Below are 23387 nucleotides of genomic sequence, written 5' to 3' on the forward strand. Positions count from 1 at the left end.
GCCACTTTCCTGCCCTGTGAGGGCCGGAAAGTGGTTTTCCTGCCCACGCGTGCGGAACGCACGCATCGCGGCTCGGCCGGTTACGCGCCGGTGTGCACCGAGCGCAACGGTTCGTCGCGCGTGATCAGGTGGTCGGCGGCGCAGCGCAGCTCGACCCGCACCGGCTCGCCGCACCCGTCGTGCTCGACCCGGACCGGCGGGCCGCCGGGCCCGGGGCGGTGGGTGTCGCCCCACGCCAGCATCGCCTGGATCACCGGTCGCAGGTCGCGGCCGGCCTCGGTGAGCTGGTACTCGTGCCGCTCGCGGCTGCCGCCCTCCCGGTAGGGGACGCGCACGACGATCTCCTCGTCGATGAGCGTCGTGAGCCGGTTGGTGAGCACGTTGCGGGCGATGCCCAGGCTCTCGGCGAGGTCGTCGAAGCGACGCCTGCCGCGGAAGATGTCGCGCAGCACGAGCATCGTCCACGCGTCGCCGACCACGGCCGCCGTGCGTGCGACTGAACATCTGACAGAGCCGAGCGCCTTCCGATCCATGGTCGAGAGCATACCCGCTGAGTTGCGCAGAGAAACTCAGATCTCTACTCTGCGTCTCTTGTGACAACTCAGCCGGCGCGACCCGGTCTGGTCCTCGCCGTGACGGCACTCGGCGCCTTCGTGGCGTTCCTCGACGTCACGATCGTCAACATCGCCTTCCCGGCGATCACCAGTGAGTTCTCCGGCTCGTCGCTCGCCGACCTCTCGTGGGTGATCACGGCCTACAACATCGTCTTCGCGGCGTTGCTGATCCCGGCCGGGCGGCTCGCCGACCAGCTCGGCCACCGCAGGGTGTTCCTCGCCGGGCTCACGCTGTTCGGGCTCGCCTCCGCGGCGTGCGCGTGGGCGCCGAACGTTCCCGTGCTGGTCGCCGCGCGGGTGGTGCAGGCGGTGGCTGCTGCCGCGATCGCGCCGTCGTCGCTCGCCCTGCTCCTCCCGGCGTTCCCGCCCGAAAGGCGCGGCGCCGCCGTCGGGATGTGGGGCGCGACGAGCGCGGTTGCCGCCGCGACCGGCCCGGCGCTTGGTGGGCTGCTCGTCGACGCGCTCGGCTGGCGCTCGGTGTTCTTCGTGAACGTGCCGCTGGTGGTCGTGGTGGTGCTCGCGGGCAGGGTGTTGCTGACGGAGTCGCGCGACAGCCGGGCCGGTATCCCCGACCTCGTGAGCGTCGGGCTGCTCGGGCTCGGCGTGGCGATGCTCTCGCTGGGGATCGTGAACGGTGAGGGCGGCGCGTGGACGTCGCTCGGGGTCGCGGGGCCCCTCGTGCTCGGCGTCGCGCTGCTCGGCGGGTTCGTGCTGCGCAGCATGCGGGTGTCGAACCCGCTCGTCGAACTCGGGCTGTTCCGGCTGCGCGCATTCGCCGGCGCGACGGTGGGCTACTTCGTGTTCTCCTCGGCGTTCTTCGCGCTGCTGCTGGCGAACGTGCTGTTCCTGACCGGCGTCTGGCAGGTCGACGTGCTGCTCGCCGGGCTCGCCGTGACGCCCGGACCGATCATGGCGGCCGTCTCGTCCGTCGTCGGCGGCCGGCTGGTCGACCGGTTCGGCCTGCGTGCCGTGGTGCTGCCGGGCGGCCTGCTCTTCGCGGCGGGCTGCACGATATTCGCGACCGCGATCGGCCCGGAGCCGCACTACCTCACGGCGTTCCTGCCGGCGACGCTGCTGACCGGGATCGGCGTCGGCAGCATCTTCTCCGGACTCAGTGCGGCCGCCGTCGCGCAGCTGCCGCCCGCCCGCTACGCGACGGGCAGCGCCGTCGGCAACTGCGCGCGCCAGATCGGCGCCGTGCTCGGCATCGCGCTGCTGCTCTCCTGGCTCGGCACAGCAGGCCCGGACGCCGACGCCTTCCGCACCGCGTGGGCCGTCATGGCGTTGGGCGGGGTCGGGGCGGCGATCTGCGGCGTGGTCGTCGGCGCGGCACGGGCCGCCGTCACCCTCAGTAGCGCCCCCGCGCTGCGCGCGGGTTCAGGAAAGCCACTTTCCTGAACCCACAGGACAGGAAAGTGGCTTTCCTGAACCTCCCCGCTCGCGGGGGCGGCTACGGAAGGTCACGCGGCGCTGCGGGCGGCGGGGATGCCGGCGAGGGCGGGGTCGAGGGGCGAGCGGGGGGTGAGTGCCGCGATCACCCCGCCGCCGAGCGCGGCGACGGCGGCCGCCACGAACACCACCGTGTAGGCGCTCGCCGAGGGCAGGACGTGCCCGTCGACCTGCGTGACGAGCCCGCTCGCCACGGCCGCGACCACCGCGCTGCAGGACGACGTCCCGAGCATCCGCATAAGGGTGTTGAGGCTGTTCGCCGCGGCGGTCTCGGTCGGCGGCACCGCGTCCATGATCAGCAGCGGCAGCGCGGAGTACGAGAGCGCCGCGCCGATCGCCGAGACCGATGCCGCCAGCATCACCAGCGGCACCGACGCAGGCAGCAGCGACATCGACACGTTGCCGACGGTCAGCACGGCCGTGCCGGTGACGAGCGTCGTGCGCGCGCCCCATCGCCGCGACACCCGCGCCGAGACCGGGGAGAAGATCGTCATCGCGCCGCCGGTCGGCAGCATCACGATGCCCGCGACCAGCAGCGACAGCCCGAACCCGTACCCGGTGGCGATCGGCGCCTGCAGGATCTGCGTCGTCACGAGGAAGCCCGCGAACATGCCGAAGCCGATCAGCACCGACGCGATGTTCGTCCAGAGCACCGCGGGCCGCGCGGTGACCCGCAGGTCGACCAGCGGCGATCGCGTCCGCAGTTCGTAGCGCCCCCACGCCGCGAACAGGACACCGGCCGCCACGAACAGACCGATCACGAGCGTGCTGCCCCAGCCCCACTCGTTGCCCTTCGAGACGGCCAGCAGCAGGCACACGAGCGCGGCACCGAGCCCGGCGGCGCCGAGCACGTCGAACCGGCCCCCCGAGCGCAGCGACGACTCCTTGACCAGCCGGAACACCAGCGTGATCTGGACGATGCCCAGCACGGCCGCGCCGGCGAACAGCCACCGCCAGCTCGCGTGCTGCGCCACGAGCCCCGTCACCGGCAACCCGACGGCGCCGCCGATCCCCAGCGACGAGCTCATGAGCGCGATCCCGCTGCCCACCCGGCCCGCCGGGAGGATCTCGCGCATGATGCTGATCCCCAGCGGCACGACGCCGAGAGAGGCGCCCTGGAGCACCCGGGCGACGATGAGTACCCCGATGTCCGGCGATGCTGCGCCCAGCGCCGAGCCGACGGCGACCAGCCCGAGCGCGACGAGCAGCATGCGCCTCTTGCCGTACATGTCGCCGAGGCGCCCCAGCATCGGCGCGCAGACGGCGCCGGCCACGAGCGTCGCGGTGACCAGCCACGCGACCGTGGCGGTCGACGCCGAGAGCAGTTGGGGGAACTGCGGGAGCAGCGGGACGACCATGGTCTGGTTCAGCGAGACGCCGAGCCCGCACGATGCCAGCACGGTGATGACGAGCGCGGGACGGGGAGCGGGGTCGGCCACCCGATCAGGTGACCACGCGGTAGTTGCCATTGGCAAGTTCGTAAAGGCACGCCCTGGGCTGTTCAGGTCGCCCGGCGAATTGCATACTGGAACGGTCAAGTGCCATCGACCCCAACGGTGTGGGGTGGCTTTCGCGCAGTTCAGAGCCGAAGTTGGAGCGCTGTCGTGAGCTTCGCTCTCGGGGACCCCACCACGGGTGACGACCACGGCAACGTGGTGGCGCTGCCCCGTTCCCAGCCCTCTCCCGACCTCACCATCACCTCGCTCGGGCCGTGCCGCATCGAGTCGCCGATGAGCCCGCTGCTCGATGCCCGCGGGACCAGCGAGCACTACGTCGACGAGCACGACCGCGTGCTCCTCGACGACACGCTGGCCGGGATCTCCTCCCGCGGCGTCCCGCCGAGCGAGCTGCCGGGCATGGAACCGTGCGGCCCTCGCCGGAAGATCTTCTTCGACCCGGCGAAGACGCGTGCCGCGATCGTCACGTGCGGTGGGCTGTGTCCCGGCCTCAACGACGTGATCGCCGGGCTCGTCCGCACGTTGACCTACCACTACCGGGTGCGCCGCGTGATCGGTATCCGCAACGGTTACCAGGGGTTCGTCGCCGGTTACGGGCACGACGTCGTCGAGCTGACCCCCGAGTCGGTGCGCGACATCGCCACCGACGGCGGCACCGTGCTCGGCACGTCACGCGGCCCGCAGGACCCCGACGAGATCGTCGACTGCCTCGAACGCCTGCACGTCAACGTCCTGTTCGTGGTCGGCGGCGACGGGTCGATGCGCGGCGCGATGCAGATCGCGGAGACGGTCGCGCAGCGCGGGCTGTTCATCGCGGTCGTCGGCGTCCCGAAGACGATCGACAACGACATCCCATACATCGACCAGAGCTTCGGCTTCCAGACCGCCTTCAGCCACGCGAGCGACGCGATCAGGGCGGCGCAGGTCGAGGCGAAGTCGACCGCGAACGGCATCGGTCTGGTGAAGCTGATGGGTCGGCACTCCGGCTTCATCGCAAGCTACGCCGCCCTCGCCCGGTCCGGCGCCGACGTGGTGCTCATCCCCGAGGTCCCGTTCGCGTTGGAAGGGGAGGGCGGGCTGCTCGCGCACCTGCGGCGGCGGGTCACCGAGCGCGGGCACGCCGTCGTCGTCGCTGCCGAAGGCGCGGGCCAGGAGTTGCTGGCGAGCTCCGAGGGCCACGACGCCTCCGGCAACACGAGGCTCCAGGACATCGGGCCGTACCTGCGGCGCCGGATCGGCGACCACTTCGCCGACGCCGGCATCGAGACCTCGATCCGCTACATCGACCCCAGCTACGCCATCCGCAGCGTGCCGGCCAACCCCTACGACAGCGTCTACTGCGTGCGGCTCTCGCAGGCGGCGGTGCACGCCGCGATGTCGGGGCGCACCCAGATGGTCGTGGGCCGCTACCGCCGCCGGTTCGTCCACGTCCCGATGGCTGCGGCGGTGAGCCGGCGCAACCAGGTCGACCCGCACGGCGACCTGTGGCTGGCGGTGCTGGAGTCGACGGGACAGCCGGTCCGGTTCGTCTGACGCGAATTCGAACCATATTTCTGCTTTATCGAAATTGCCGCTGCAGATCTTGCGTGGTCGATGATGATCGCTATAGTCCGACCGAGTTGGTCTTTCAGCTGATCTCGGGGGGAATGCACGTGAAGTTCCGTGTTGTCGCTGTGCTGGCCAGTTGTGCCGCCGTCATGGCATTGACCGTGGGGCCCGCTTCCGCGGATCCGACGCATTGCAGTCCCAGCGTCAAGGAGAAGGTTCGCGACTACCGAGGCGCCAACCTGGCCCTCCGCCGCTGCCCGTCCGACCTCGCCGACCACTACTCGTACTTCGCGGTCATGAACGACGTGCCGGTCGGCAGCTACGTCCACCTGTACTACGTCGACGGCAGGGGTCAGGTCCCCGGCGCCGTCGACGGGCCGAGCGACGAGTGGGCGCACGAGGAGACCGATCCGACCTATGGCAGGCTCGGCGAGCTGAAGGCCTGCGTGACGATGGGCGACGACGGCGAGTTCTGGTGCGCCTGAACCTCGAAGCCGCCGGCTGAGCCCGAAACTTCCCCACTGTTTTGGGCACTTGCGCGCGATTTCGGCGCGCATCCACCCAAAACGGTGGGGAAGTTCTACAGCCCCATCGAGCGCCCGATGACCTCTTTCATGATCTCGGTCGTGCCACCGTAGATACGGGTGATGCGCGCGTCGGCGTAGGCGCGGGCGATCGGGTACTCGTTCATGTACCCGTACCCGCCGTGCAGCTGCAGGCACTTGTCGACGACCTTGCCCTGCAGTTCGGTGCACCACCACTTCGCCTTCGAGGCGTCGACGGCGGTGAGCTCGCCGGCGTCGAGGGCCCGGATGCAGTCGTCGGTGTAGTGCTCGGCGATGTCGATCTCGGTGGCCAGCTCGGCGAGCACGAACTTCGAGTTCTGGAACGAGCCGATCGGCTTCCCGAACGCCTTCCGCTCCTTGACGTAATCGAGCGTCATGTCCAGCGCGGTGCGCGCCGCGGCGACCGCGGAGACGGCGATGGACAGCCGTTCCTGCGGCAGCTTCGTCACCAGCTGCGTGAAGCCGTGCCCCTCCTCGGAGCCGAGCAGGTTCGCCACCGGCACCCTGACGTCGGTGAACGACAGCTCGGCGGTGTCCTGCGCGTGCTGGCCGAGCTTGTCGAGGTTGCGCCCCCGTTCGAAACCGGGCATCCCGCGCTCGACCACGAGCAGGCTCATGCCCTTGTGCTTCTCCGCGGGGTCGGTCTTGACCGCGGTGATCACCAGGTCGGCGTTGATGCCGTTGGTGATGAACGTCTTCGCGCCGTTGACGACGTAGATGTCGCCGTCGCGGCGTGCGGTCGTGCTCATCGACGCGAGGTCGGAGCCGATGCCCGGTTCCGTCATCGCGATCGCCGTGATCAGCTCGCCGGACGCGATGCCGGGCAGCCAGCGTTGCCGCTGCTCATCCGAGCAGTAGGCCATGAAGTACGGCAGGCAGATGTCGTTGTGCAGGGTCAGGCCGAGGCCGGCAGCGGCCGCGTTGGCCCGCATGACCTCCTCGGCGATCACCGCGTTGAACCGGAAGTCGCGCACCCCGCCGCCGCCGAGCTCCTCGGGGATCTCCATCCCGAGGAAGCCGGACTTCCCGGCGGTCGCGAACAGCTCGCGCGGCACGATCCCGGCGGCGTCCCACTCGTCGACATGCGGGACGACCTCGGCTTCGAGGAACCTCCGGAACGAGTCCCGGAACGCTTCGTGATCATCTTCGAACAGCGAGCGACGCATGCCGTGGACGTTAGCGTACGTTAACGTCGCTGCGCGACGCGCTGTGACGACCGACCTCCCCACCGTTTTGCCAACCTGCACGCCGTCCGGCCTGTGCAGGTTGGCAAAACGGTGGGCAAGTTCGGGTCAGTTGATCAGCGGGTCGCGCGGCAGGCCGAGGATGCGCTCCGCGACCTGGTTGCGGGCGATCTCCGACGTGCCGCCCGCGATCGTGAGGCAGCGCGACCAGAGGTACGAGCGCATCACCAGCTCGTTCCCGCCGCTGACGGCCGCGGCGCCGGCGAGCCGGACGCCGAGCCCGGCCACCCGCTGCGCGTGCTCGCTGGAGAAGAGCTTCGAGAGGTTGCCCTCCGGGCCCGGCTCGTTGCCGCCGACCGCCCGCGCGGCCTGGCGCAGCAGCATGAGCCGCATCGCCAGCTCGTCGACGATCAGCGTGCCCACCTCCCGCTCTGCGGCCGCCGGGTCGGCCGCGGCGGCAGCGAGCGGCAGCAGGTCCCGTGCCCGGATCGGCAACGCCCCCGCCGTGCCGCCGCCGATGGAGACCCGCTCGTTGCCCAGCGTCGCGCGCGCGACCCGCCAGCCCTGCCCGACCTCGCCGACGACGTCCTCGTCGGGCACGAACACGTCATCGAAGAACACCTCGTTGAACAGCGCGTCGCCGGTGAGCTCGCGCAGCGGCCGCACGTCGACGCCCTCCGCCCGCAGATCGATCGCCATCATCGTGATGCCCGAGTGCTTCGTGCCGGACGAGTCGGTGCGCACGGTCGCGAAGCCCCAGTCGGACCGGTGCGCGCGGGTCGTCCACACCTTCTGCCCGGTGACCCGCCAGCCGCCGTCGACCCTGGTGCCGCGCGTCGAGATCGCGGCGGCGTCGGAGCCCGCGCCGGGCTCGGAGAAGAGCTGGCACCACTCGATCCCGCCGAGCAGGGTCGGGCGCACCCACCGTTCCAACTGCTCGGGGGACCCGCGCTGGCTGATCGTCTGGATCACCCACGCGGTGATGCCGAGGTTGGGCACGTCGACGCCGCGGAATTCCTCCTCGATCACCAGCTGCTCCGCGGCGGAGGCCGATCGGCCCCACGGCGGCGGCCAGTGCGGCACCAGGTACCCGGCCTCGACGAGCGCCGCCCGCCTGGCCGCGGCGTCCTTGCCGGCGAGCGAGGCGACGAACGCCCGTGCGTCGGCCCGGTAGTCCTCGGCCTCCGGTGGGAGGTCGAGGTCGGGCGTCCGCTTGACGCCGGCGCCCACCAGCGTCGCGACGTCGCGCTCGGCGTCGCCCGCCCGCGCGACGAACGCCGAGAGCGTCAACGCACGCCGCAGGTAGAGGTGTGCGTCGTGCTCCCACGTGAAGCCGATGCCGCCGTGCAGCTGGATGTTCATCTCGGCGGCGCGGACGCCGGCGGGGACGGCCCGCGCGGCGGCGACCGCTGCCGCGAGGTCCGCCTCGGGGCTGCCGGCTCCCGCGCGGGCGGCGTCCCAGGCTGCAGCGGTCGCCAGCTCGGCGTCGAGCAGGAGGTTCGCGCAATGGTGCTTGACGGCCTGGAACGTGCCGATCGTGCGGCCGAACTGCTGGCGCTCCTTGGCGTAGGCGAGCGCCATGTCGAGGCACGCGTGCGCGCTCCCGGACGCTTCGGTCGCCGCGAGCGTCCTGGCCAGCCGGCGTGCGACGGCCGCGGCACCGGGGATCGTCGCCAGTGCGGCGGACGCCTCGGCGGTCACCGCGACCGGTCGGCGCGTCGGGTCGAGCGGGTTCGCCGCCGCCTGCCGCAGCACCGCCGCCTCGAAGACCAGCATGTCGTCGCCGGCGGCCAGCAGGATGACGTCGGCAAGGCCGCCGCCGAGCACGAGATCGTCCTGCACGGTGGCGCCGTCGAGCGTTGCGCGCAGGCCGACAGCGCCGATCCGCGACCCGTCGGCGAGCCCCGGCAACAGCGCCGCGGCCACCTCGGCCGATGCCGATTCGGCGATCACCGCGGACGCGAGCACGGTCGGGAGGAACGGCCCGGGCGCGACCACTCGGCCCAGCTCCTCGAGCACGACGGCGAGCTCGGGGATCCCGGCGCCCTCCCCGCCGTGCTCCTCGGGAACGTGCAGCCCGAGCCAGCCGAGCGAGGCCAGCTCCTTCCAGAAGGCGGGCAGCGTCTCGGCGGCAGGCGTGCCGGCGCGGTCGGGGAGGAGCTCGCGGGCCGCCGTCCGCTTCCCGGAGAGGAAGGAGCGCGCCACCTCGGCGAGAGTCCGGTGGTCGTCGCTGATCGCCAGAACCATGTTCTGAGATTAGCCCGTCCATCGTTCTGCGACGAGACGATCCCGCTCTGAACAGTTGGTATCCTGACCTAATGGACATGCGGCCTGACGAGGAGATCCGCGGCGACCTGAGCTTCCTGTTCGACAAGGGCAGCCAGCGCCTCGCCGCGCGGGTTGCGGCGGCGCTGGCCGAGGTGGGGCTCACCGCGAGGGAGTACTGCGTGCTGTCGAAGGCCGTTCCCGGCCACCTCACGCAGGGCGAGATCGCCGAGATCGCCTTGCTCGACAAGACGACCATGGTCGTGACCATGGACAAGCTCGAGAACGCGGGCCTCGCCCGGCGGACGCCCTCGCCGCACGATCGCCGGGCCCGGATCGTCGAGGCGACGAGCGAGGGCGCCGAGCTGGCCGTGAAGGCGCAGGCGATCACGAAACAGGTTTTCGACGAGGTGCTCTCCGTCCTGCCGGACGCGCTGCGCGAGACCTTCCTCGACGCCATGGTGCGGCTGGTCGGCGTGGGCGGGCCGCTATCGGACACTGCAGCAGCGCCGACGAAGTCGTCCCGCACGGTCTAGTAAAACTCGGGATAGTTCCGAACAGAACTATCTGATACGGTCCTTCTTGGTAGTTCTCACCAGGAGGTTCCGATGGCTGTACCCACCCAGCAGGCCGCCCCGCGGGCCGCGAGGTCGCGCTGGCTCGCGCTCGCCGTGCTCTGCGGCGGCATGCTCATGATCATTCTCGACGGCACGATCGTCAGCGTCGCGCTTCCGGCGATCCAGGAGAGCCTCGGCTTCACGGCGACCGGGTTGGCCTGGACGGTGAACGCCTACCTCGTGCCGCTCGGTGGGCTGCTGCTGCTCGCCGGCCGCCTCGGCGACCTGCTCGGCCGCCGCCGGATGCTCGTCACGGGCCTGACGCTCTTCGTGCTCGCCTCGCTGCTGTGCGGGCTCGCGATCAGCCCCGAGATGCTGATCGGCGCCCGGTTCGTCCAGGGTGTTGCGGCTGCGATGGCCTCGGCCGTTGTGCTCGGCATGATCGTGGAGCTCTTCCCTGAGCCGGTCGAGCGGGCGAAGGCGATGGGCGTCTACTCGTTCGTCGGCGCTGCCGGCGCCTCGGCCGGGGTGATCCTCGGCGGGCTGCTCACGGAGACCGTCGGCTGGCGGTGGATCTTCCTGGTCAACGTGCCGATCGGGGTTGTGGCCGTCGTGCTCGCGATGTGGGTTGTGCAGCGTGATGGCGGGGCGCCCACCGGCGCGCGGCCGGACGTGCTCGGCGGGGTGCTGGTGACGGCCGGGCTCGTGCTCGCGGTCTACACGATCGTCGACGAGTCGGGGCTCGCGTTCCGGGTCGCCACTGGCGTGCTCGCCGTGCTGTTGCTCGTCGGGTTCGTGATCCGGCAGCGACGCATCGCCGAGCCGCTCGTGGACCTGTCGATCTTCCGGTCGCGTGGGGTGTCCGTCGGGAACGTCGTCCAGCTGCTCTTCGTCGCCGGGATGATGGGCTTCCAGTTCACCGCCGCGCTGTTCCTGCAGCAGGCGCTGGGCTTCACGCCGGGACAGGCCGGGCTCGCGCTGCTGCCCGTGCCGGTCGTCATCGCCGTGGTCTCGATCGGCATCGCGGGCCCGCTGATCGGGCGGTTCAGGCCCGGCCGCGTGCTGATCGTCGGTGAGGCGGTGCTCGTGCTCGGCCTCGGCCTGCTGGCGTTCGGGCCCTCCACCAGTGGATACGTCGTCGGCGTGCTGCCGTCGATGATCCTGCTCGGCATCGGCGGCGGGCTCACGCTCCCTGCGGTCAGCACCGTGATGATGGCCGACGCGACGCCGGGCAATGCCGGGCTCGCGTCCGGGCTGGCGAACACCAGCCAGCAGGTCGGCGCGGCGCTCGGCATCGCCGTGCTGGCCGCGATCGCGGCGGCGCACACCGCGGGGTTGCGGGCCGGCGGGGTCGCCGAGCTCCCGGCGCTCGCCGGTGGCTTCCAGCTGGCCTTCGCCATCAGCACCGTGCTGGTGCTGGCCTCCGTCGGGCTGACGGTCGGGCTGCTGCGCCGGCGGTAGCGGTCACTCGCCTCGCCAGACGGGAGGGCGCTTCTCCGCGAACGCGGTGGCGCCCTCCTTGGCGTCGGCCGAGGCGAACACCGGCCCCATGATCGCGTTCTGGCGCGACCACCGCTCGTCGGCGGGCCAGTCGGGGGACTCCGTAATGATCTTCTTGGTCGCCCGGATCGCGAGCGGCCCGCTCTCGGTGATCTTGGTGGCCAGCGCGACCGCGGCGGTGAGCGCGTCACCCGGCTCGGTCAGCCGGTTCACCATTCCCCAGCGGTGGGCGTCCTCCGCGCTGAAGAACTCGCCGGTGAGCGCGTACTCCATCGCGAGCGCCCGCGGGATGCGCTGCGGCAGCCGGAACAGCCCGCCCGCGCCCGCGACGAGCGAACGTTTGGCCTCGGGCAGTCCGAACTTCGCCTCGCGCGACGCGATGATCATGTCGCAGGCCAGCGCGACCTCGCAGCCACCGGCCAGCGCGTACCCCTCGACGGCCGCGATGATCGGCTTCTGCGGCGGCGCGATGGTGATCCCCGCGAGCCCGCGGCCGGGGAGGCTGGGGACCTCGCCGACGAGGAAGGCCTTGAGGTCCATGCCCGCGCTGAACGTCCCACCGGCGCCGGCGAGGATGCCGACGCTGATCTCGTTGTTGCCGTCGAGCTCGTCCAGCGCTTCGGCGACTCCGTGGGCCAACGCCCCGTTGATGGCGTTGCGCGCTTGCGGCCGGTTCATGGTGATCACCAGCACGGCGCCGTGGCGCTCGGTCAGGACCTCGTCGGACACATGGCCTCCTCGAAGTGTGACGTGGCTCGCTGCGCTGTCGGCCACGATCCGAGCCTATCCTGAAACAGGCAGCACTGACTGGAACTGCAGCGGAGGAGTTCGTCATGCGAGATGCCGTGATCGTGGAAGCCGTCCGGACGCCCGTCGGGAAGCGAAATGGCGGGCTGTCGGGAGTGCACCCGGTCAGCCTCTCGGCGCACGTGCTGAAGGCGCTCGCGGAGCGCACCGGCGTCGACCCCGCCGTCGTCGACGACGTGATCTGGGGTTGCGTCTCGCAGGTCGGCGAGCAGACCTTCGACATCGGGCGCAACGCCGTGCTCGCGGCCGGGTGGCCCGAGACCGTCACCGGCGTGACCATCGACCGCCAGTGCGGCTCCAGCCAGCAGTCGCTGCACTTCGCGGCGGCCGGGCTGATCGCGGGACAGTACGACGTCGTGGTCGCTGGCGGCGTCGAGTCGATGAGCCGCGTGCCGATGGGGGCGTCGTCGCAGGGCGCCGACCCGTTGGGGCCGGAGTTCGCGGCCCGCTACGGCGGCGTGCGGCCCAACCAGGGCGTCGGCGCCGAGATGATCGTCGAGCGGTGGGGCCTCTCGCGCACGCAGGTCGACGAGTTCTCCGTCGGCTCGCACGAGAAGGCCGCCGCGGCGCAGGACGAGGGTCGCTTCGACGCCCAGATCGCGCCCGTCACGACCCCCGACGGCACCGTCGTCAGCAAGGACGAAGGCGTCCGCCGCGGCACCAGCGTGGAGACGCTCGCCGGGCTGAAGACCGTCTTCAAGCCGGAGGGCGGGGCGATCACCGCCGGCAACTCGTCGCAGATCTCGGACGGCTCGGCCGCGCTGCTGATGATGACGTCGGAGAAGGCACGTGAGCTGGGGCTCACGCCGATCGCCCGCGTGCACACCGCCGTGCTGGCCGGGGCCGACCCGGTGATCATGCTGACCGCGCCCATCCCGGCGACGCAGAAGGCGCTGGCCAAGAGCGGCCTCGGGATCGACGAGATCGGGGCCTTCGAGGTCAACGAGGCCTTCGCGCCGGTGCCGCTGGCGTGGCTGGCCGAGCTCGGGGCCGACGCGAAGGCGCTCAACCCCAACGGCGGTGCGATCGCGCTCGGCCACCCGCTCGGCGGCTCCGGGGCGCGGCTCGCGACCACGCTGGTGCACCACATGCGCGACAACGGCATCCGGTACGGCCTGCAGACGATGTGCGAAGGCGGCGGCCAGGCGAACGCCACCATCCTCGAACTGCTGTAATCGGGGCATGCTCGACACCACGCCGGCCACCGGACCGCTGGCCGGGGTGGTCGTCGCCGACTTCTCCCGCATCCTCGCCGGCCCGTACGCGACCATGCTGCTCGCCGACCTAGGCGCCACCGTGATCAAGGTCGAGGGGCCGGGGACCGGCGACGACACCCGCACCTGGACGCCGCCACGCGCTGATGACGGCACGGCCACGTACTACCTGTCGATCAATCGGAACAAGCACTCGATCGTGCTCGACCTGCGTGATCCCGGCGACCTCGACGTCGCGCGCACGCTCGCGGCGCAGGCCGACGTCATGATCGAGAACTTCAAGCCGGGCGGGCTGGTGCGTTTCGGGCTCGACCACCCATCGGTCGCGGAGACGAATCCCGGCGTCGTCTACTGCTCCATCAGCGGGTTCGGGCCGGCCGAGGGGGCGGCGCTGCCGGGGTACGACCTGCTCGTGCAGGCGACGTCCGGGCTGATGAGCCTGACCGGGGAGGCCGACGGGCCTCCGTTGCGGGCCGGGGTCGCCGTCTTCGACGTGATCACGGGCCTGCACGCCGCGGTCGCGATCCTCGCGGCGCTGCGGCACCGCGAGATCACCGGCGAGGGTCAGCACGTCGAGACGAACCTACTCTCGGCGGCCCTGTCCGGGCTGGTCAACCAGACGTCGGCGTACCTGGCGGGCGGCGTCGTGCCGGGGCGGATGGGCAACGCGCACCTGAGCCTGTTCCCGTACGAGCCGCTGCCGACCGGCGACGGAGACCTGATCGTCATCGCGGCCAACGACGGGCAGTTCCGCAAACTCGCGACCGCCATCGGCGCGCCCGAGCTGCTCGACGACCCGCGCTTCGGATCGATGGCCGACCGCAACGCCAACCGCGACCAGCTGCGCCCGCTGCTTCTGGAACGGCTCGCGACGCGCTCGGCGCAGGAGTGGTTCGACGTGCTCAGCGCGGCCGGGGTGCCGTGCGGCCCGATCAACACCATCGACAAGGGCATCGAACTGGCCGGCAAGCTCGGCCTCGACCCCGTTGTCGAGCCCGACGGCGTACCCAGCATCCGCAACCCCGTCAGCTACTCCGCCACCCCACCCTCCTATCGCCGCAAACCACCGGCCCTGGGCGCCGACGGCGACGCCGTCCGCGCCTGGCTCCAGGACCAATGAGTCGCGCGTTCGGGAGCGGTGAGTCGCCGCTCTTGGCACGGTGAGTCGCCACCTCCGGCACGGTGAGTTGTCACTTTTGGCACGGTGAGTTGTCACTTCTGGCACGGTGAGTCGCCACCTCTGGCACGGTGAGTCGCCACCTCTGGCACGGCGGATCGCACGTCCTGGCGCGGTGGCGCACCGTGCTGCAAGTGTCGACTCACCGTGCTGGAGGTGTCGACTGACCGCTGGGGCGTGGGACTCGCGCGCGGAAATGTGGCATTCGCGCGCGGAAACGTGGGACTCGCCCGCTGGGACGTGGGACTCGCGCGGTGGGACGTGAGACTCGCCCGCTGGGACGTGGGACTCGCGTGTTGAAACGGGGGACTCGCCGTGCTTGGGGTGTCGACTCGGCTGGACGTGCCGGAGCCGCGACGGCCTGATCTCCGTCGCGGCTCTGGCAGGCAGGGCGTCAGTCAGTTCCCGAAGGGGCTGCTGCCGCCGAACGGTGTGGACGACGGGGTCTGCCCGCCGGTGGTGGTGGCCGCGCGGTCGGGCTGGCTGCCGAGCGTGACCTGGACGGTGCGGGTGGTGCTGCCGCTGCCGACGGTGAGGCTGATCTGCTGGCCGGGGGCGTAGGAGCCGATGCGGGCGATGAGGTCGGCGAAATCCTCGATCGTCGCGTCGCCGACCTTCGTGATGACGTCGCCTGCCACCAGTCCGGCCTGCGCCGCGGGCGAGCCCTCCTGCACGGTCGCGAGCTGCGCGCCCGCGCCGCCCGTCCCGGTCGACGTCGACCGCCCGGTCACGCCCAGCACGGGCTTGGTGGCCGTGCCCGTGTCCATGATCTCCTGCGCGATCCGGCGCGCCTGGTCGATCGGGATCGAGAAGCCGAGGCCGGTGCTGCCCTGCGAAGCGATGGCGGAGTTGATGCCGACCACCTGCCCGTCGAGGTTCACCAGCGGGCCACCGGAGTTGCCGGGGTTGATCGGCGTGTCCGTCTGCAGCCCGTTGTAGACGACGGCCTGGCCGTCCTCGCCCTGCACCTGGACGGTCCGGTTGAACGCGCTCACGATGCCGGTGGTGACGGTGCCGGTGAGGCCCTGCGGCGAGCCGATCGCGACGACCGGCTGCCCGACCTGCAGACCCGCGCTCTGGCCGAGCGCCGCGGGGGTGAGCCCGGACGCCCCCTCGATCTTGATGACGGCCAGGTCGTAGCTCGGCGAGGTGCCGACGACCCGTGCGCTGTGCGTGCTGCCGTCCGCGAGCGTGACGGTGATGTCGCCCGTCGAGCCGGCGACGACGTGGTTGTTGGTGAGCACGTTGCCGTCGGCGGTGAGGACGACGCCGCTGCCCTCCGCCGCGCCGCCGTTCAGCGCGACCCTGATGTCGACGGTGCTCGGCGTGGCCTTCGCCGCGGCGGCGGCCACCGACCCCGGCACGAGGCTCGCGGAGCTCGACGACCCGGGAGCCGCCGTGAGCTGCGGGTTACCGCTGCCGTTGCCGAGCAGCGCGTACGCGCCGCCGAACCCGGCGCCACCGCCGATGACGCCGGCGATGAGGGCAGCCGCCACGATCCCTTTCATCGTGCGCGGCGCCCGCGGCTGCTGCGGTGGTGCGTATGTCCGGTCGGGGGGCCAACCACCGTTCGGCGGGCCGCCTGCCGACCAGGCCGGGCCGGCGGCGGGGGGAGCCGCCGGCCCGGGGTTCTGGTACCCGCCAGGATAGGGCGCGAACGGCGTTCGGCTAGGGGTTGCCTCCGGCGCGTCGGGTGCAGGTGCCCCCGCGAAGGCCGGAATGCGGTGCTGCTCGTGCTGCTGATCGGTGCCGACGGTCGAGGCGCTTGCGTCCCGGCCCAGCTCCCTCTGCTCGTCGCTCATGACTCCAAGTTGCGCCCGGAGTCTGGGAACCAGCTGAGTGCTGGCTGGGAATGCGGTCTGGAAACTACGGGCGGGTCAGGACCTCCGCGGCCGCTTGCGCATGCACCATCCCGTCGCCCCACACCGTCACGGACGGCGCGGACGGCACCCACCTGGCGTCCGGCAGCCCGACGTGGACGAGCACGGCGTCCGGCCGTGAGGCCCGCACGGCGTCGACGACCGGCCGCGGCCCGTCGACCACGCCGACCACCGGCCGCCCCGCGGCGACGGCGAGCGCCGCGTCGACATCGGCGAGCTCGGCGACAGCCGTCGAGGTCACGCCCGTGTCGAGCCGCGCGAGCGCCGTCACGAGCCGGGTATCGTGCTTCCCCGCCGCGATACCCGGCCCGGACGTCAGGTCGAGGACGTGGGCTCCGCGCCCGATCCGCACGTCCCCGAGAACATCGAGCACCCGCCGCGCCGCGTCGAGCCCCGCGCCAGCAGGTGGCGCAACACCGGCCGACCGGGTCGCCACCCACGCCGCCATCTCCGCGACCCGACGCCCGGCGTCCGCGACCCGGTCGCGTGAGAGCGTGCCGTCGGCGAGCGCGGCCACGACGGCGTCGCGCACCTCGTGATAGCCCTGCTCGTCGTCGTACGGGTGCGGGAACGACGGGTTGCCCGTGCAGAGCAGGTCGACGCCGGCGGCGAGCGCGGCGACCCCGCCCGGCCCGCGGCCGACCCCGTGCGCGATGGCGTGCATGTCGAGCGCGTCGCTGATCACGACGCCGTCGAAGCCGAGCTCCGAGCGGAGGATGCCCAGCAGCGCCGGGCTCATCGTTGCGGGCGCGCCGGCGTCGATCGCGGGGAAGCGGACGTGTGCGGTGAGCACGCTGCGCACCCCGGCCTCGACGGCAGCGGCGAACGGCGCGATGTCGCGTTCCCGCAGCGTCGTGGCGTCGGCGTCGACCGTGGGCAGTGCGCGGTGCGAGTCGACGGTGGTCGAGCCGTGCCCCGGGAAGTGCTTGGCGCTCGCCGCCACCCCGGCGCCCTGCAGCCCCCGCACGAACGCCGCGGTGTGCCAGCCGACCAGCTCCGGCGTGGCGCCGAACGAGCGGATGCCGATCACGGGGTTGTCCGGCTCGGCGTTGACGTCGGCGACCGGGGCGAGCGCGAGGTCGATCCCCGCGGCCCGGCACATGTGCCCGATGCCGGCGGCCACGGCCTCCGTCGCGGCGACGTCGTCGAGCCTGCCCAGCGCGGCGGCGCTCGGCCACGACGAGCCGCTCGCCTGTTCGAGGCGGGTGACGGTGCCGCCCTCCTCGTCGGATGCGACGACGAACCCGTCGCGCAGCCCGTGCAGCGTGCGCGTGAGCTCGCCGAACTCGGCGTCGACGTTCGGCGCGAACACGCAGACGCCGGCGAGCCCGCGGTCGATCGCCCGGGCCAGCCAGCCGGGCACCGTCGTGCCGGTGAAGCCCGGCAGCAGCACCCCCTCGGCCAGCCGCACGAGCGCGGGATCGGTCGAGGTCATCCCTTGACCGCCCCCGCGACCAGCCCTGACGTGAGCCGCCGCTGCGCGATCACAAAGAAGATCATCACCGGCACCGTGATGATGGTCGATGCCGCCATCACCGCGCCCCAGTCGGTCGCGTGCTGTCCGAAGAAGCCGCGCAGGCCGACCGCCGCGGTGTAGTTGGTCTCCTGCGACATGAACGTCAGGGCGAAGATGAACTCGTTCCAAGCCGTGATGAACGAGAACACGCTGGTCGCCACGAGCCCGGGCGCAACGAGCGGCAGCAGCACCGAGCGGAACATCCGCCCCCACGACGCGCCGTCGAGGTACGCGGCCTCCTCCAGCTCGACGGGCACGGCGGCGACGAACCCGCGCATCGTCCAGATCGCGAACGGCAGCGAGAACGCCAGGTAGACCACGACCAGCCCGATCAGCGTGTTCAGCAGCTGCAGGCTCTTCGCCTGGATGAACAGCGGGATGACCAGCGCCTCGATCGGCACCATCTGGATGATCAGGATCATCACGAGCACCGACGTGCGGAACCGGAACCGGAACCTGGCCACCGCGACGGCAGCGAGCAGCGCCAGCAGCGCACCGGCGAGCACGGTCCCCATCGCGACGATGAGCGAGTTGAGCAGGTACCGGCCGAAGCCGCCCTCGCCGAACACGAACGCGAAGTTGGCGAGCGTCCACTCCTCCGGCAGGAACGTGCGCGACCCCGCGTTCGCCCGCCCGTTCAGCGCGGTGGAGATCATCAACCACACCGGGAACAGCGTGAACAGCAGCACGGCCGCAACGCCGACGCCCTTGCCGAAACTGCCGGCCCTCACAGCTCGTCCTCCTTGAACAGCAGCCTCAGGTAGCCCATCGTGATCACGAGCAGCACGACGGTCAGCAGCACCGCGATGGCCGCGCCGAGCCCGTACTTGTTCTGCGCGAACGACTCCACGTACGACCACGTGCCCAGGTTGAGCACGCTGCGGTTGACCCCGTCGCCGCCGGGCATGAGGTAGATCTGGGTGAACACCTTGAAGTCCCAGATCGTCGAGAGCACCGTGACCACGGCGAACACCGGGCGCAGCGTGGGGAACGTCAGCGACCAGAACCGGCGCCACGCGCCCGCGCCGTCGATCACCGCGGCCTCGTTCAGCTCGTTCGGGATGGTCATCAGCCCGGCGAGCACGGTCAGCGCGACGAACGGGAAGCCGTGGTGCACCACGTTGAGCAGCGCGATCACGTAGAACGAGACGCGATCGGCGAACGGGTTCGCCGTCGTGGCGTCGAGGAGGCCGATCGCGTCGAGCGCCTGCACGGCGATGCCGTCGCCCGGGGTGAAGAGGAAGACCCACACGTAGGTGCCGGTGACCGCCGGCAGCGCCCACGCGACCAGGATCGCGGTGGTCACCAGGCCCCGCGACACCGTGCCCAGCCGGTTGAGCAGCAACGCGACGAGCGTGCCGACCACAACCGTCGCCAGCACGGCGACGATCGCGAAGACCACCGTGTTGGGCAGGACGATCTGCCAGAGGTTGGGATCGCTCAGCAGTGCCGTGTAGTTGTCGAGCCCGATCCAGCGGGTGCGTCCCGTGACCAGCTCGCGCAGCCCGAAGTTCTGCAGCGAGAGCAGCACGACCTGCACCATCGGCCAGAGCAGGAGCCCCGCCATGACGACGAGCGCCGGCAGGAGCAGCAGCCACGGCCGGGAAGTGCCCGTGCCGGGCCGGGTGCGGCGCCGGGTGGGCCGGGCCGGGGGAGCATCCCCGGCCCGGCCCGCCTTCGAGCGGTTCGCGACGGTGGTCACGAGCTGCTGAAGAGGGTGTTCATCTCGGCGGTCGCCGCCGTTGTGGCCTGCTCGACCGTTTGCTCGCCGGTCAGGATCGACCGCATCATCGTCGCGACCGTCTTCTTGGCCTGGATCTGGCCGAAGGCGGGCGAGACGGGGACGGCGCGGCCCGCGTCGACCATCTGCTTCGCGAACGGCGCGACCAGCGGGTCGGTGGACTGCGCCGCCTGCTGCAGCAGCGCGGTGGTGCCGGGGAAGTAGCCCGACGACGTGCTCCACTTCTCCGCGAACTCGCCGGTGCCCATCAGCTTGACCAGCTCCCACGCGAGGTCCTGGTTCTTGCTGCCCTCGAAGACCGAGAGCAGCGAGCCGCCGAGCACGGCCGGCGCGAGCCCGCCGTTCTCGCCGGGCAGCGAGAAGGCCCCGATCTTGCCTTGGAGCTCCGGAGCGGCCTCGACCAGCGCCTTCGGCGTCCAGTTGCCCGAGATGATCATCGCGGCCTGGCCCTTGGTGAACGCGTCGCGCAGGTCGGTCTCCCGCCACGTCGCCGCGGCCGGGGTGGAGAAGCCGTTCTTGAGGGCGAGGTCGGCGTAGAACTGGATGCCGGCGCGGGCCTGCGGCGTGTCGAGCGCCGCGACCCACTTGTCGCCGTTCTTGGTGGCGATGTCACCGCCGGCGGCCCAGACGAACGGGTAGACGGCGAACTCGTTGTCGCCCGCGATCGGGAACGGCAGCATGTCCGGCTTCGCGGCCTTGATCTTCTGGCCGGCGGCGACGATCTCGGCCCATGTGGTCGGCGGGTTGATGCCGAGCTCGGCGAAGACGTCCTTGCGGTAGACGACCGAGCGCACCCCCGCGTACCAGGGCAGGCCGTAGAGCGAGCCGTCGATGCGGCCGGCCTCCTCGAGGCCCTTGACCAGGCCGTCGCCGAGCCCGGCGCTCTCGACCCGCTGCGTCAGATCGGCGAACGCGCCTGCCGTGCCGAACTCGCTCAGCCAGGTGGTGCCGACCTCGGCGACGTCCGGTGTCGTGCCGCCGGCGATCGCGGTCGTGAACTTGTCGTGGCCGGTCTTCCACTGGAGGAACTCGACCTCGAGCTTCGCGCCGGTCTGCTTCTCGAACGCCGCCGAGAGCTCGTCGACGTACGGCTTGGGGTCGGGGTTGGTGCCCTCCATGATCCACATCCGGAGGGTCTGGCCGGCGCCGTTCACCGGGCCTCCGCCGGCCGGCGCCTGATCACCGCCGCCGCTGCTGCAGCCGGCGACGGCGAGCGCCGCCGCGGCCAACACCGCGACGCCGATGCGCCGCACCCCTCGTGAGCCCGTTCTCGACATGCGGGGGATCCCCTCTCGGCAGACCGCTCATTAAGACCAGAGGTCTAGTCCGGCGAAGACTAGACCAACCGGGCGGGGCTACGTCAAGGTTCGGGCAAACCCTCAGGAAGGGAAGATGTCGACCATGATCCGGTAGCGGTCGCCCCGATAGACCGAACGGACGAACTCCGCCACCCGGCCGTCCTCGACCCGGCACGTGCGCTCGAAGCAGAACGCAGGGGTGCCGGCCTCGATGCCGAGCGCCGCGGCGTCGTCCGGGCTGGTCAGGGCGGCTTCCGCGGTCTGGGTGCCGGAGGCGATGCGGTGTCCGAAGCGCTGCGCGAGCAGCTCGTAGTACGAGCGGTTCTCCAGGTCGTCGCCGGTGAGGCCGGGTACCAGCTCCACCGGGACGTGCAGGTCCTCGACGGCCATCGGCTCGCCGTCGGCCAGCCGCAAGCGTCGGACGTGCAGGATCTGCGCGCCCGGCGCCACCTCCAGCAGTGCGGCCAGCATGACGCCCGCCGGCATCACACTGGTCGAGAGCGTGCGGCTGCCCGGGTGCAGGCCTCGGGCGCGCATGTCGGCGGAGAACGAGTTCGCGGCGAGGCGGTGCGCGACCTTCGCCGGAGCGACGAACGTACCGGCGCCCTGCCTGCGGACCAGCAGCGATTCGGCGATCATCCCGTCGACCGCGCGGCGCAGCGTCATGCGGGCGACGCCCAGCTCGCGGGCGAGGTCGCGCTCGGCTGGGAGGGGCTCGCCGGGGGCCATGGCGGCGATCAGCTCGCCGAGTCGAGCGCGCAACCAACGCTGCTTGTCGGTCTCCGTCGTGCTCGCCGTCATGGGCCATTGGTACACCAGCGGACCGATCTGAAGCCAGAAACTCACTTGCTGTCAGGGTTATCCTGACGGCATGAACGATCTCGTGGAACTCGCCTTGACCGTCGACGTGACGGCGGCCGGGCAGGCCGTCCAGGTGGCCGCTGTGACCGAGGCCGGCCGGCAGGCCGATGCGCTCCTCGGGCCGGCACCGATCCCGGGCAGCATCGAGTGGCACGCCGAGGAGGGCACCGACCTGCCCGTTCAACGCGAGCGGGCGTGGCAGCTGCTCCAGCTGCGCATCGGGCTCGCCGCGGGCGTCGACACCGTGCCGACCGTCATCGGCCTGCGCAACCACGGCGCGACGTGGGAGCAGATCGCGCACGCGGCGGGCATCACGCGGCAATCGGCACACGAGCGCTGGGCCCGCAAGGTCGACGGCCTCCTCAACCGCGCCGGCGACTGGCACCGCGACCCCACGTGACGTGAGCCCGCCCGAACTTCCCCATCGTTTTGGGTGGATGCGCGCCAAAACGGCGCGCAAGTGCACAAAACGGTGGGGAACTTCGGGCCGGGCCTACTGGACCAGCTCCAGGATGGTGGCGTTGGCCGTCCCGCCGCCCTCGCACATCGTCTGCAGCCCGTAGCGGATGCCGCGGTCGCGCATGTGGTGCACGAGGCGGGTCATGAGGACCGTGCCGGACGCGCCGAGCGGGTGCCCGACGGCGATCGCGCCGCCCAGCGGGTTGAGCGCGTCGACGTCGGCCCCGGTCTCGCGCAGCCAAGCCAGCGGTACGGGGGCGAAGGCCTCGTTGACCTCGAACGCTCCGATGTCGGAGATCGCCAGCCCCGAGCGCTTGAGCACCTTGGCCGTCGCCGGGATCGGGCCGGTCAGCATCATGATCGGGTCGGCGCCGCTGACCGCGCCGCTGTGGTAGCGGGCGATCGGCGTCAGCCCCAGCTCGGCGGCCCGCTCCGGGCTCGCCACCAGCAGGGCCGACGCACCGTCGGAGATCTGCGACGCGTTGCCGGCGTGGATCACCCCGTCGGCCCGGAACGAGGGCTTGAGCCTCGCGAGCGTCTCCGGTGTCGTGCCCCGGCGCAGCCCCTCGTCGGCGACGAGGTCGGGCGCGCCCGGCACCGCGACGAGCTGGTCGTCGAACGCGCCGGCGTCGATCGCGGCGGCCGCGAGCGCGTGCGACCGCGACGCGAACCCGTCGAGCTCACCACGCGAGAACCCCCACTTCGCCGCGATCAGCTCGGCGCCGACACCCTGGTTGAAGTTGTTGCCGGGGAAGTCGGCGAGCGGCTCGGCGTACCGCTCGCGCACGAGCGGGCCGTACGGGCTGCCCAGCTCGCGGCCCGCGCCGAGCGGCACGCGGGTCATCGACTCCACCCCGCCGGCCACGACCAGGTCGTACTGGCCGGCCAGCACCATCCCGGCCGCGAAGTCGAGCGCCGACTGGCTCGATCCGCACGCCCGGTTCACGGTCACGCCCGGCACGGTCTCCGGCCACCCCGCGGCCAGCACGGCGTAGCGCCCGATCTGCGCGGCCTGGTCACCCACCTGGTTGACGCACCCCCAGACGACGTCGTCGACGAGCTCGGGGTCGAGGCCGTTCCGTTCGGCGATCGCTCGTAGGACCGCAGCCGAGAGATCAACCGGATGGACGCCGGCCAGCGAGCCGTTCCGCTTGCCGATGGGGGTGCGGACGGCGTCGACGATGACGGCCTCTGGCATGGCGGGCTCCTCACGCGGGTTCACCCGACCGTATGTCCGTGCGCTACGCCACACCAGCCCGCCGGTGGCATCTGGAGTATGGTGACGGGCGCGAAG

General features: G+C 71.6%; 20 protein-coding genes. 8 read left to right on the forward strand and 12 right to left on the reverse strand.

Going from position 1 to position 23387, the window contains the following annotated elements:
• Nucleotides 1-80: 80 nt before the first annotated feature.
• A complete protein-coding gene (locus LL648_RS23040) occupies nucleotides 81-533 on the reverse strand; it encodes a winged helix-turn-helix transcriptional regulator (protein WP_232664757.1) in 453 nt (150 codons plus the stop codon).
• A gap of 99 nt (nucleotides 534-632) precedes the next feature.
• Here LL648_RS23040 and LL648_RS23045 point away from each other — a divergent pair, with 99 nt between their 5' ends.
• Complete coding sequence (locus LL648_RS23045; RefSeq protein WP_232664758.1) at nucleotides 633-2012, forward strand: DHA2 family efflux MFS transporter permease subunit; 1380 nt, start codon at nucleotides 633-635, stop codon at nucleotides 2010-2012.
• Between the two features lie 62 nt (nucleotides 2013-2074).
• Here LL648_RS23045 and LL648_RS23050 read toward each other — a convergent pair whose 3' ends face one another.
• Nucleotides 2075-3532, reverse strand: coding sequence for an MFS transporter (locus LL648_RS23050; protein WP_232664759.1), 1458 nt, complete (start codon nucleotides 3530-3532; stop codon nucleotides 2075-2077).
• A 183-nt stretch (nucleotides 3533-3715) separates the two neighbouring features.
• Between LL648_RS23050 and LL648_RS23055 the strand changes: the two genes are divergently transcribed.
• Both LL648_RS23055 and LL648_RS23060 read left to right on the forward strand, forming a co-directional pair.
• Nucleotides 3716-5053: an ATP-dependent 6-phosphofructokinase gene (locus tag LL648_RS23055; protein WP_232664797.1), complete on the forward strand. Its 1338-nt coding sequence runs from the start codon at nucleotides 3716-3718 to the stop codon at nucleotides 5051-5053.
• A gap of 164 nt (nucleotides 5054-5217) precedes the next feature.
• A complete protein-coding gene (locus LL648_RS23060) occupies nucleotides 5218-5553 on the forward strand; it encodes a hypothetical protein (protein WP_232664760.1) in 336 nt (111 codons plus the stop codon).
• Nucleotides 5554-5648: 95 nt separating this feature from the next.
• On the opposite strand, the gene LL648_RS23065 is transcribed toward LL648_RS23060, so the two are convergent.
• On the reverse strand, nucleotides 5649-6800 hold the full coding sequence (locus tag LL648_RS23065; RefSeq protein ID WP_232664761.1) for an acyl-CoA dehydrogenase family protein: 1152 nt from the start codon (nucleotides 6798-6800) through the stop codon (nucleotides 5649-5651).
• A 126-nt stretch (nucleotides 6801-6926) separates the two neighbouring features.
• Complete coding sequence (locus tag LL648_RS23070; RefSeq protein WP_232664762.1) at nucleotides 6927-9065, reverse strand: acyl-CoA dehydrogenase; 2139 nt, start codon at nucleotides 9063-9065, stop codon at nucleotides 6927-6929.
• A gap of 71 nt (nucleotides 9066-9136) precedes the next feature.
• Between LL648_RS23070 and LL648_RS23075 the strand changes: the two genes are divergently transcribed.
• Together LL648_RS23075 and LL648_RS23080 are read left to right on the forward strand one after the other, a co-directional pair.
• A complete protein-coding gene (locus LL648_RS23075; protein WP_232664763.1) occupies nucleotides 9137-9619 on the forward strand; it encodes a MarR family winged helix-turn-helix transcriptional regulator in 483 nt (160 codons plus the stop codon).
• A gap of 72 nt (nucleotides 9620-9691) precedes the next feature.
• The gene (locus LL648_RS23080; RefSeq protein ID WP_232664764.1) at nucleotides 9692-11101 is read left to right on the forward strand and encodes an MFS transporter; all 1410 of its coding nucleotides are present in this window, start codon (nucleotides 9692-9694) and stop codon (nucleotides 11099-11101) included.
• Between the two features lie 3 nt (nucleotides 11102-11104).
• Here the strand turns inward: LL648_RS23080 and LL648_RS23085 are convergent, their stop codons facing one another.
• A complete protein-coding gene (locus LL648_RS23085) occupies nucleotides 11105-11869 on the reverse strand; it encodes a crotonase/enoyl-CoA hydratase family protein (RefSeq protein ID WP_232664765.1) in 765 nt (254 codons plus the stop codon).
• A 104-nt stretch (nucleotides 11870-11973) separates the two neighbouring features.
• On the opposite strand from LL648_RS23085, the gene LL648_RS23090 reads away from it, so the two are divergent.
• Together LL648_RS23090 and LL648_RS23095 are read left to right on the forward strand one after the other, a co-directional pair.
• A complete protein-coding gene (locus tag LL648_RS23090; RefSeq protein WP_232664766.1) occupies nucleotides 11974-13122 on the forward strand; it encodes a thiolase family protein in 1149 nt (382 codons plus the stop codon).
• Between the two features lie 7 nt (nucleotides 13123-13129).
• Nucleotides 13130-14281 (forward strand): CaiB/BaiF CoA transferase family protein, encoded by a 1152-nt coding sequence (locus LL648_RS23095; protein WP_232664767.1) that lies wholly within the window; start codon nucleotides 13130-13132, stop codon nucleotides 14279-14281.
• Nucleotides 14282-14736: 455 nt separating this feature from the next.
• Here the strand turns inward: LL648_RS23095 and LL648_RS23100 are convergent, their stop codons facing one another.
• The 6 genes from LL648_RS23100 to LL648_RS23125 form a co-directional block, all read right to left on the reverse strand.
• Nucleotides 14737-15834, reverse strand: a complete 1098-nt coding sequence (locus LL648_RS23100) for a S1C family serine protease (protein WP_232664768.1) — start codon at nucleotides 15832-15834, stop codon at nucleotides 14737-14739.
• 370 nt (nucleotides 15835-16204) lie between these two features.
• A complete protein-coding gene (locus tag LL648_RS23105; RefSeq protein ID WP_232664769.1) occupies nucleotides 16205-17653 on the reverse strand; it encodes a glycoside hydrolase family 3 protein in 1449 nt (482 codons plus the stop codon).
• On the reverse strand, nucleotides 17650-18465 hold the full coding sequence (locus LL648_RS23110) for a carbohydrate ABC transporter permease (protein ID WP_232664770.1): 816 nt from the start codon (nucleotides 18463-18465) through the stop codon (nucleotides 17650-17652). The genes LL648_RS23105 and LL648_RS23110 overlap by 4 nt, the downstream gene beginning before the upstream one ends.
• Nucleotides 18462-19436, reverse strand: coding sequence for a carbohydrate ABC transporter permease (locus LL648_RS23115; RefSeq protein ID WP_232664771.1), 975 nt, complete (start codon nucleotides 19434-19436; stop codon nucleotides 18462-18464). Before LL648_RS23115 ends, LL648_RS23110 begins: the two co-directional genes overlap by 4 nt.
• Nucleotides 19433-20752 (reverse strand): sugar ABC transporter substrate-binding protein, encoded by a 1320-nt coding sequence (locus LL648_RS23120; RefSeq protein ID WP_232664772.1) that lies wholly within the window; start codon nucleotides 20750-20752, stop codon nucleotides 19433-19435. The genes LL648_RS23115 and LL648_RS23120 overlap by 4 nt, the downstream gene beginning before the upstream one ends.
• A 102-nt stretch (nucleotides 20753-20854) precedes the next feature.
• Nucleotides 20855-21574 carry a GntR family transcriptional regulator gene (locus LL648_RS23125; RefSeq protein WP_232664773.1) on the reverse strand — a complete coding sequence of 240 codons (720 nt, stop codon included), beginning with the start codon at nucleotides 21572-21574 and terminating at the stop codon, nucleotides 20855-20857.
• 70 nt (nucleotides 21575-21644) lie between these two features.
• On the opposite strand from LL648_RS23125, the gene LL648_RS23130 reads away from it, so the two are divergent.
• Nucleotides 21645-22034 (forward strand): hypothetical protein, encoded by a 390-nt coding sequence (locus LL648_RS23130; RefSeq protein WP_232664774.1) that lies wholly within the window; start codon nucleotides 21645-21647, stop codon nucleotides 22032-22034.
• 93 nt (nucleotides 22035-22127) lie between these two features.
• On the opposite strand, the gene LL648_RS23135 is transcribed toward LL648_RS23130, so the two are convergent.
• On the reverse strand, nucleotides 22128-23291 hold the full coding sequence (locus tag LL648_RS23135; RefSeq protein ID WP_232664775.1) for a thiolase family protein: 1164 nt from the start codon (nucleotides 23289-23291) through the stop codon (nucleotides 22128-22130).
• Nucleotides 23292-23387: the final 96 nt, after the last annotated feature.

It is taken from the genome of Pseudonocardia sp. TRM90224, assembly GCF_021245725.1.
Lineage (GTDB): Bacteria > Actinomycetota > Actinomycetes > Mycobacteriales > Pseudonocardiaceae > Pseudonocardia.

What these genes read in the sequence shown, in the direction of transcription:
- LL648_RS23040 (WP_232664757.1), bottom strand. Translation starts at nt 533, where the DNA reads ATGGATCGGAAGGCGCTCGGCTCTGTCAGATGTTCAGTCGCACGCACG.
- LL648_RS23050 (WP_232664759.1), bottom strand. Translation starts at nt 3,532, where the DNA reads ATGGCAACTACCGCGTGGTCACCTGATCGGGTGGCCGACCCCGCTCCC.
- LL648_RS23060 (WP_232664760.1), top strand. Translation starts at nt 5,218, where the DNA reads ATGGCATTGACCGTGGGGCCCGCTTCCGCGGATCCGACGCATTGCAGT.
- LL648_RS23065 (WP_232664761.1), bottom strand. Translation starts at nt 6,800, where the DNA reads ATGCGTCGCTCGCTGTTCGAAGATGATCACGAAGCGTTCCGGGACTCG.
- LL648_RS23070 (WP_232664762.1), bottom strand. Translation starts at nt 9,065, where the DNA reads ATGGTTCTGGCGATCAGCGACGACCACCGGACTCTCGCCGAGGTGGCG.
- LL648_RS23075 (WP_232664763.1), top strand. Translation starts at nt 9,137, where the DNA reads ATGGACATGCGGCCTGACGAGGAGATCCGCGGCGACCTGAGCTTCCTG.
- LL648_RS23080 (WP_232664764.1), top strand. Translation starts at nt 9,692, where the DNA reads ATGGCTGTACCCACCCAGCAGGCCGCCCCGCGGGCCGCGAGGTCGCGC.
- LL648_RS23090 (WP_232664766.1), top strand. Translation starts at nt 11,974, where the DNA reads ATGCGAGATGCCGTGATCGTGGAAGCCGTCCGGACGCCCGTCGGGAAG.
- LL648_RS23095 (WP_232664767.1), top strand. Translation starts at nt 13,130, where the DNA reads ATGCTCGACACCACGCCGGCCACCGGACCGCTGGCCGGGGTGGTCGTC.
- LL648_RS23105 (WP_232664769.1), bottom strand. Translation starts at nt 17,653, where the DNA reads ATGACCTCGACCGATCCCGCGCTCGTGCGGCTGGCCGAGGGGGTGCTG.
- LL648_RS23120 (WP_232664772.1), bottom strand. Translation starts at nt 20,752, where the DNA reads ATGTCGAGAACGGGCTCACGAGGGGTGCGGCGCATCGGCGTCGCGGTG.
- LL648_RS23125 (WP_232664773.1), bottom strand. Translation starts at nt 21,574, where the DNA reads ATGACGGCGAGCACGACGGAGACCGACAAGCAGCGTTGGTTGCGCGCT.
- LL648_RS23130 (WP_232664774.1), top strand. Translation starts at nt 21,645, where the DNA reads ATGAACGATCTCGTGGAACTCGCCTTGACCGTCGACGTGACGGCGGCC.
- LL648_RS23135 (WP_232664775.1), bottom strand. Translation starts at nt 23,291, where the DNA reads ATGCCAGAGGCCGTCATCGTCGACGCCGTCCGCACCCCCATCGGCAAG.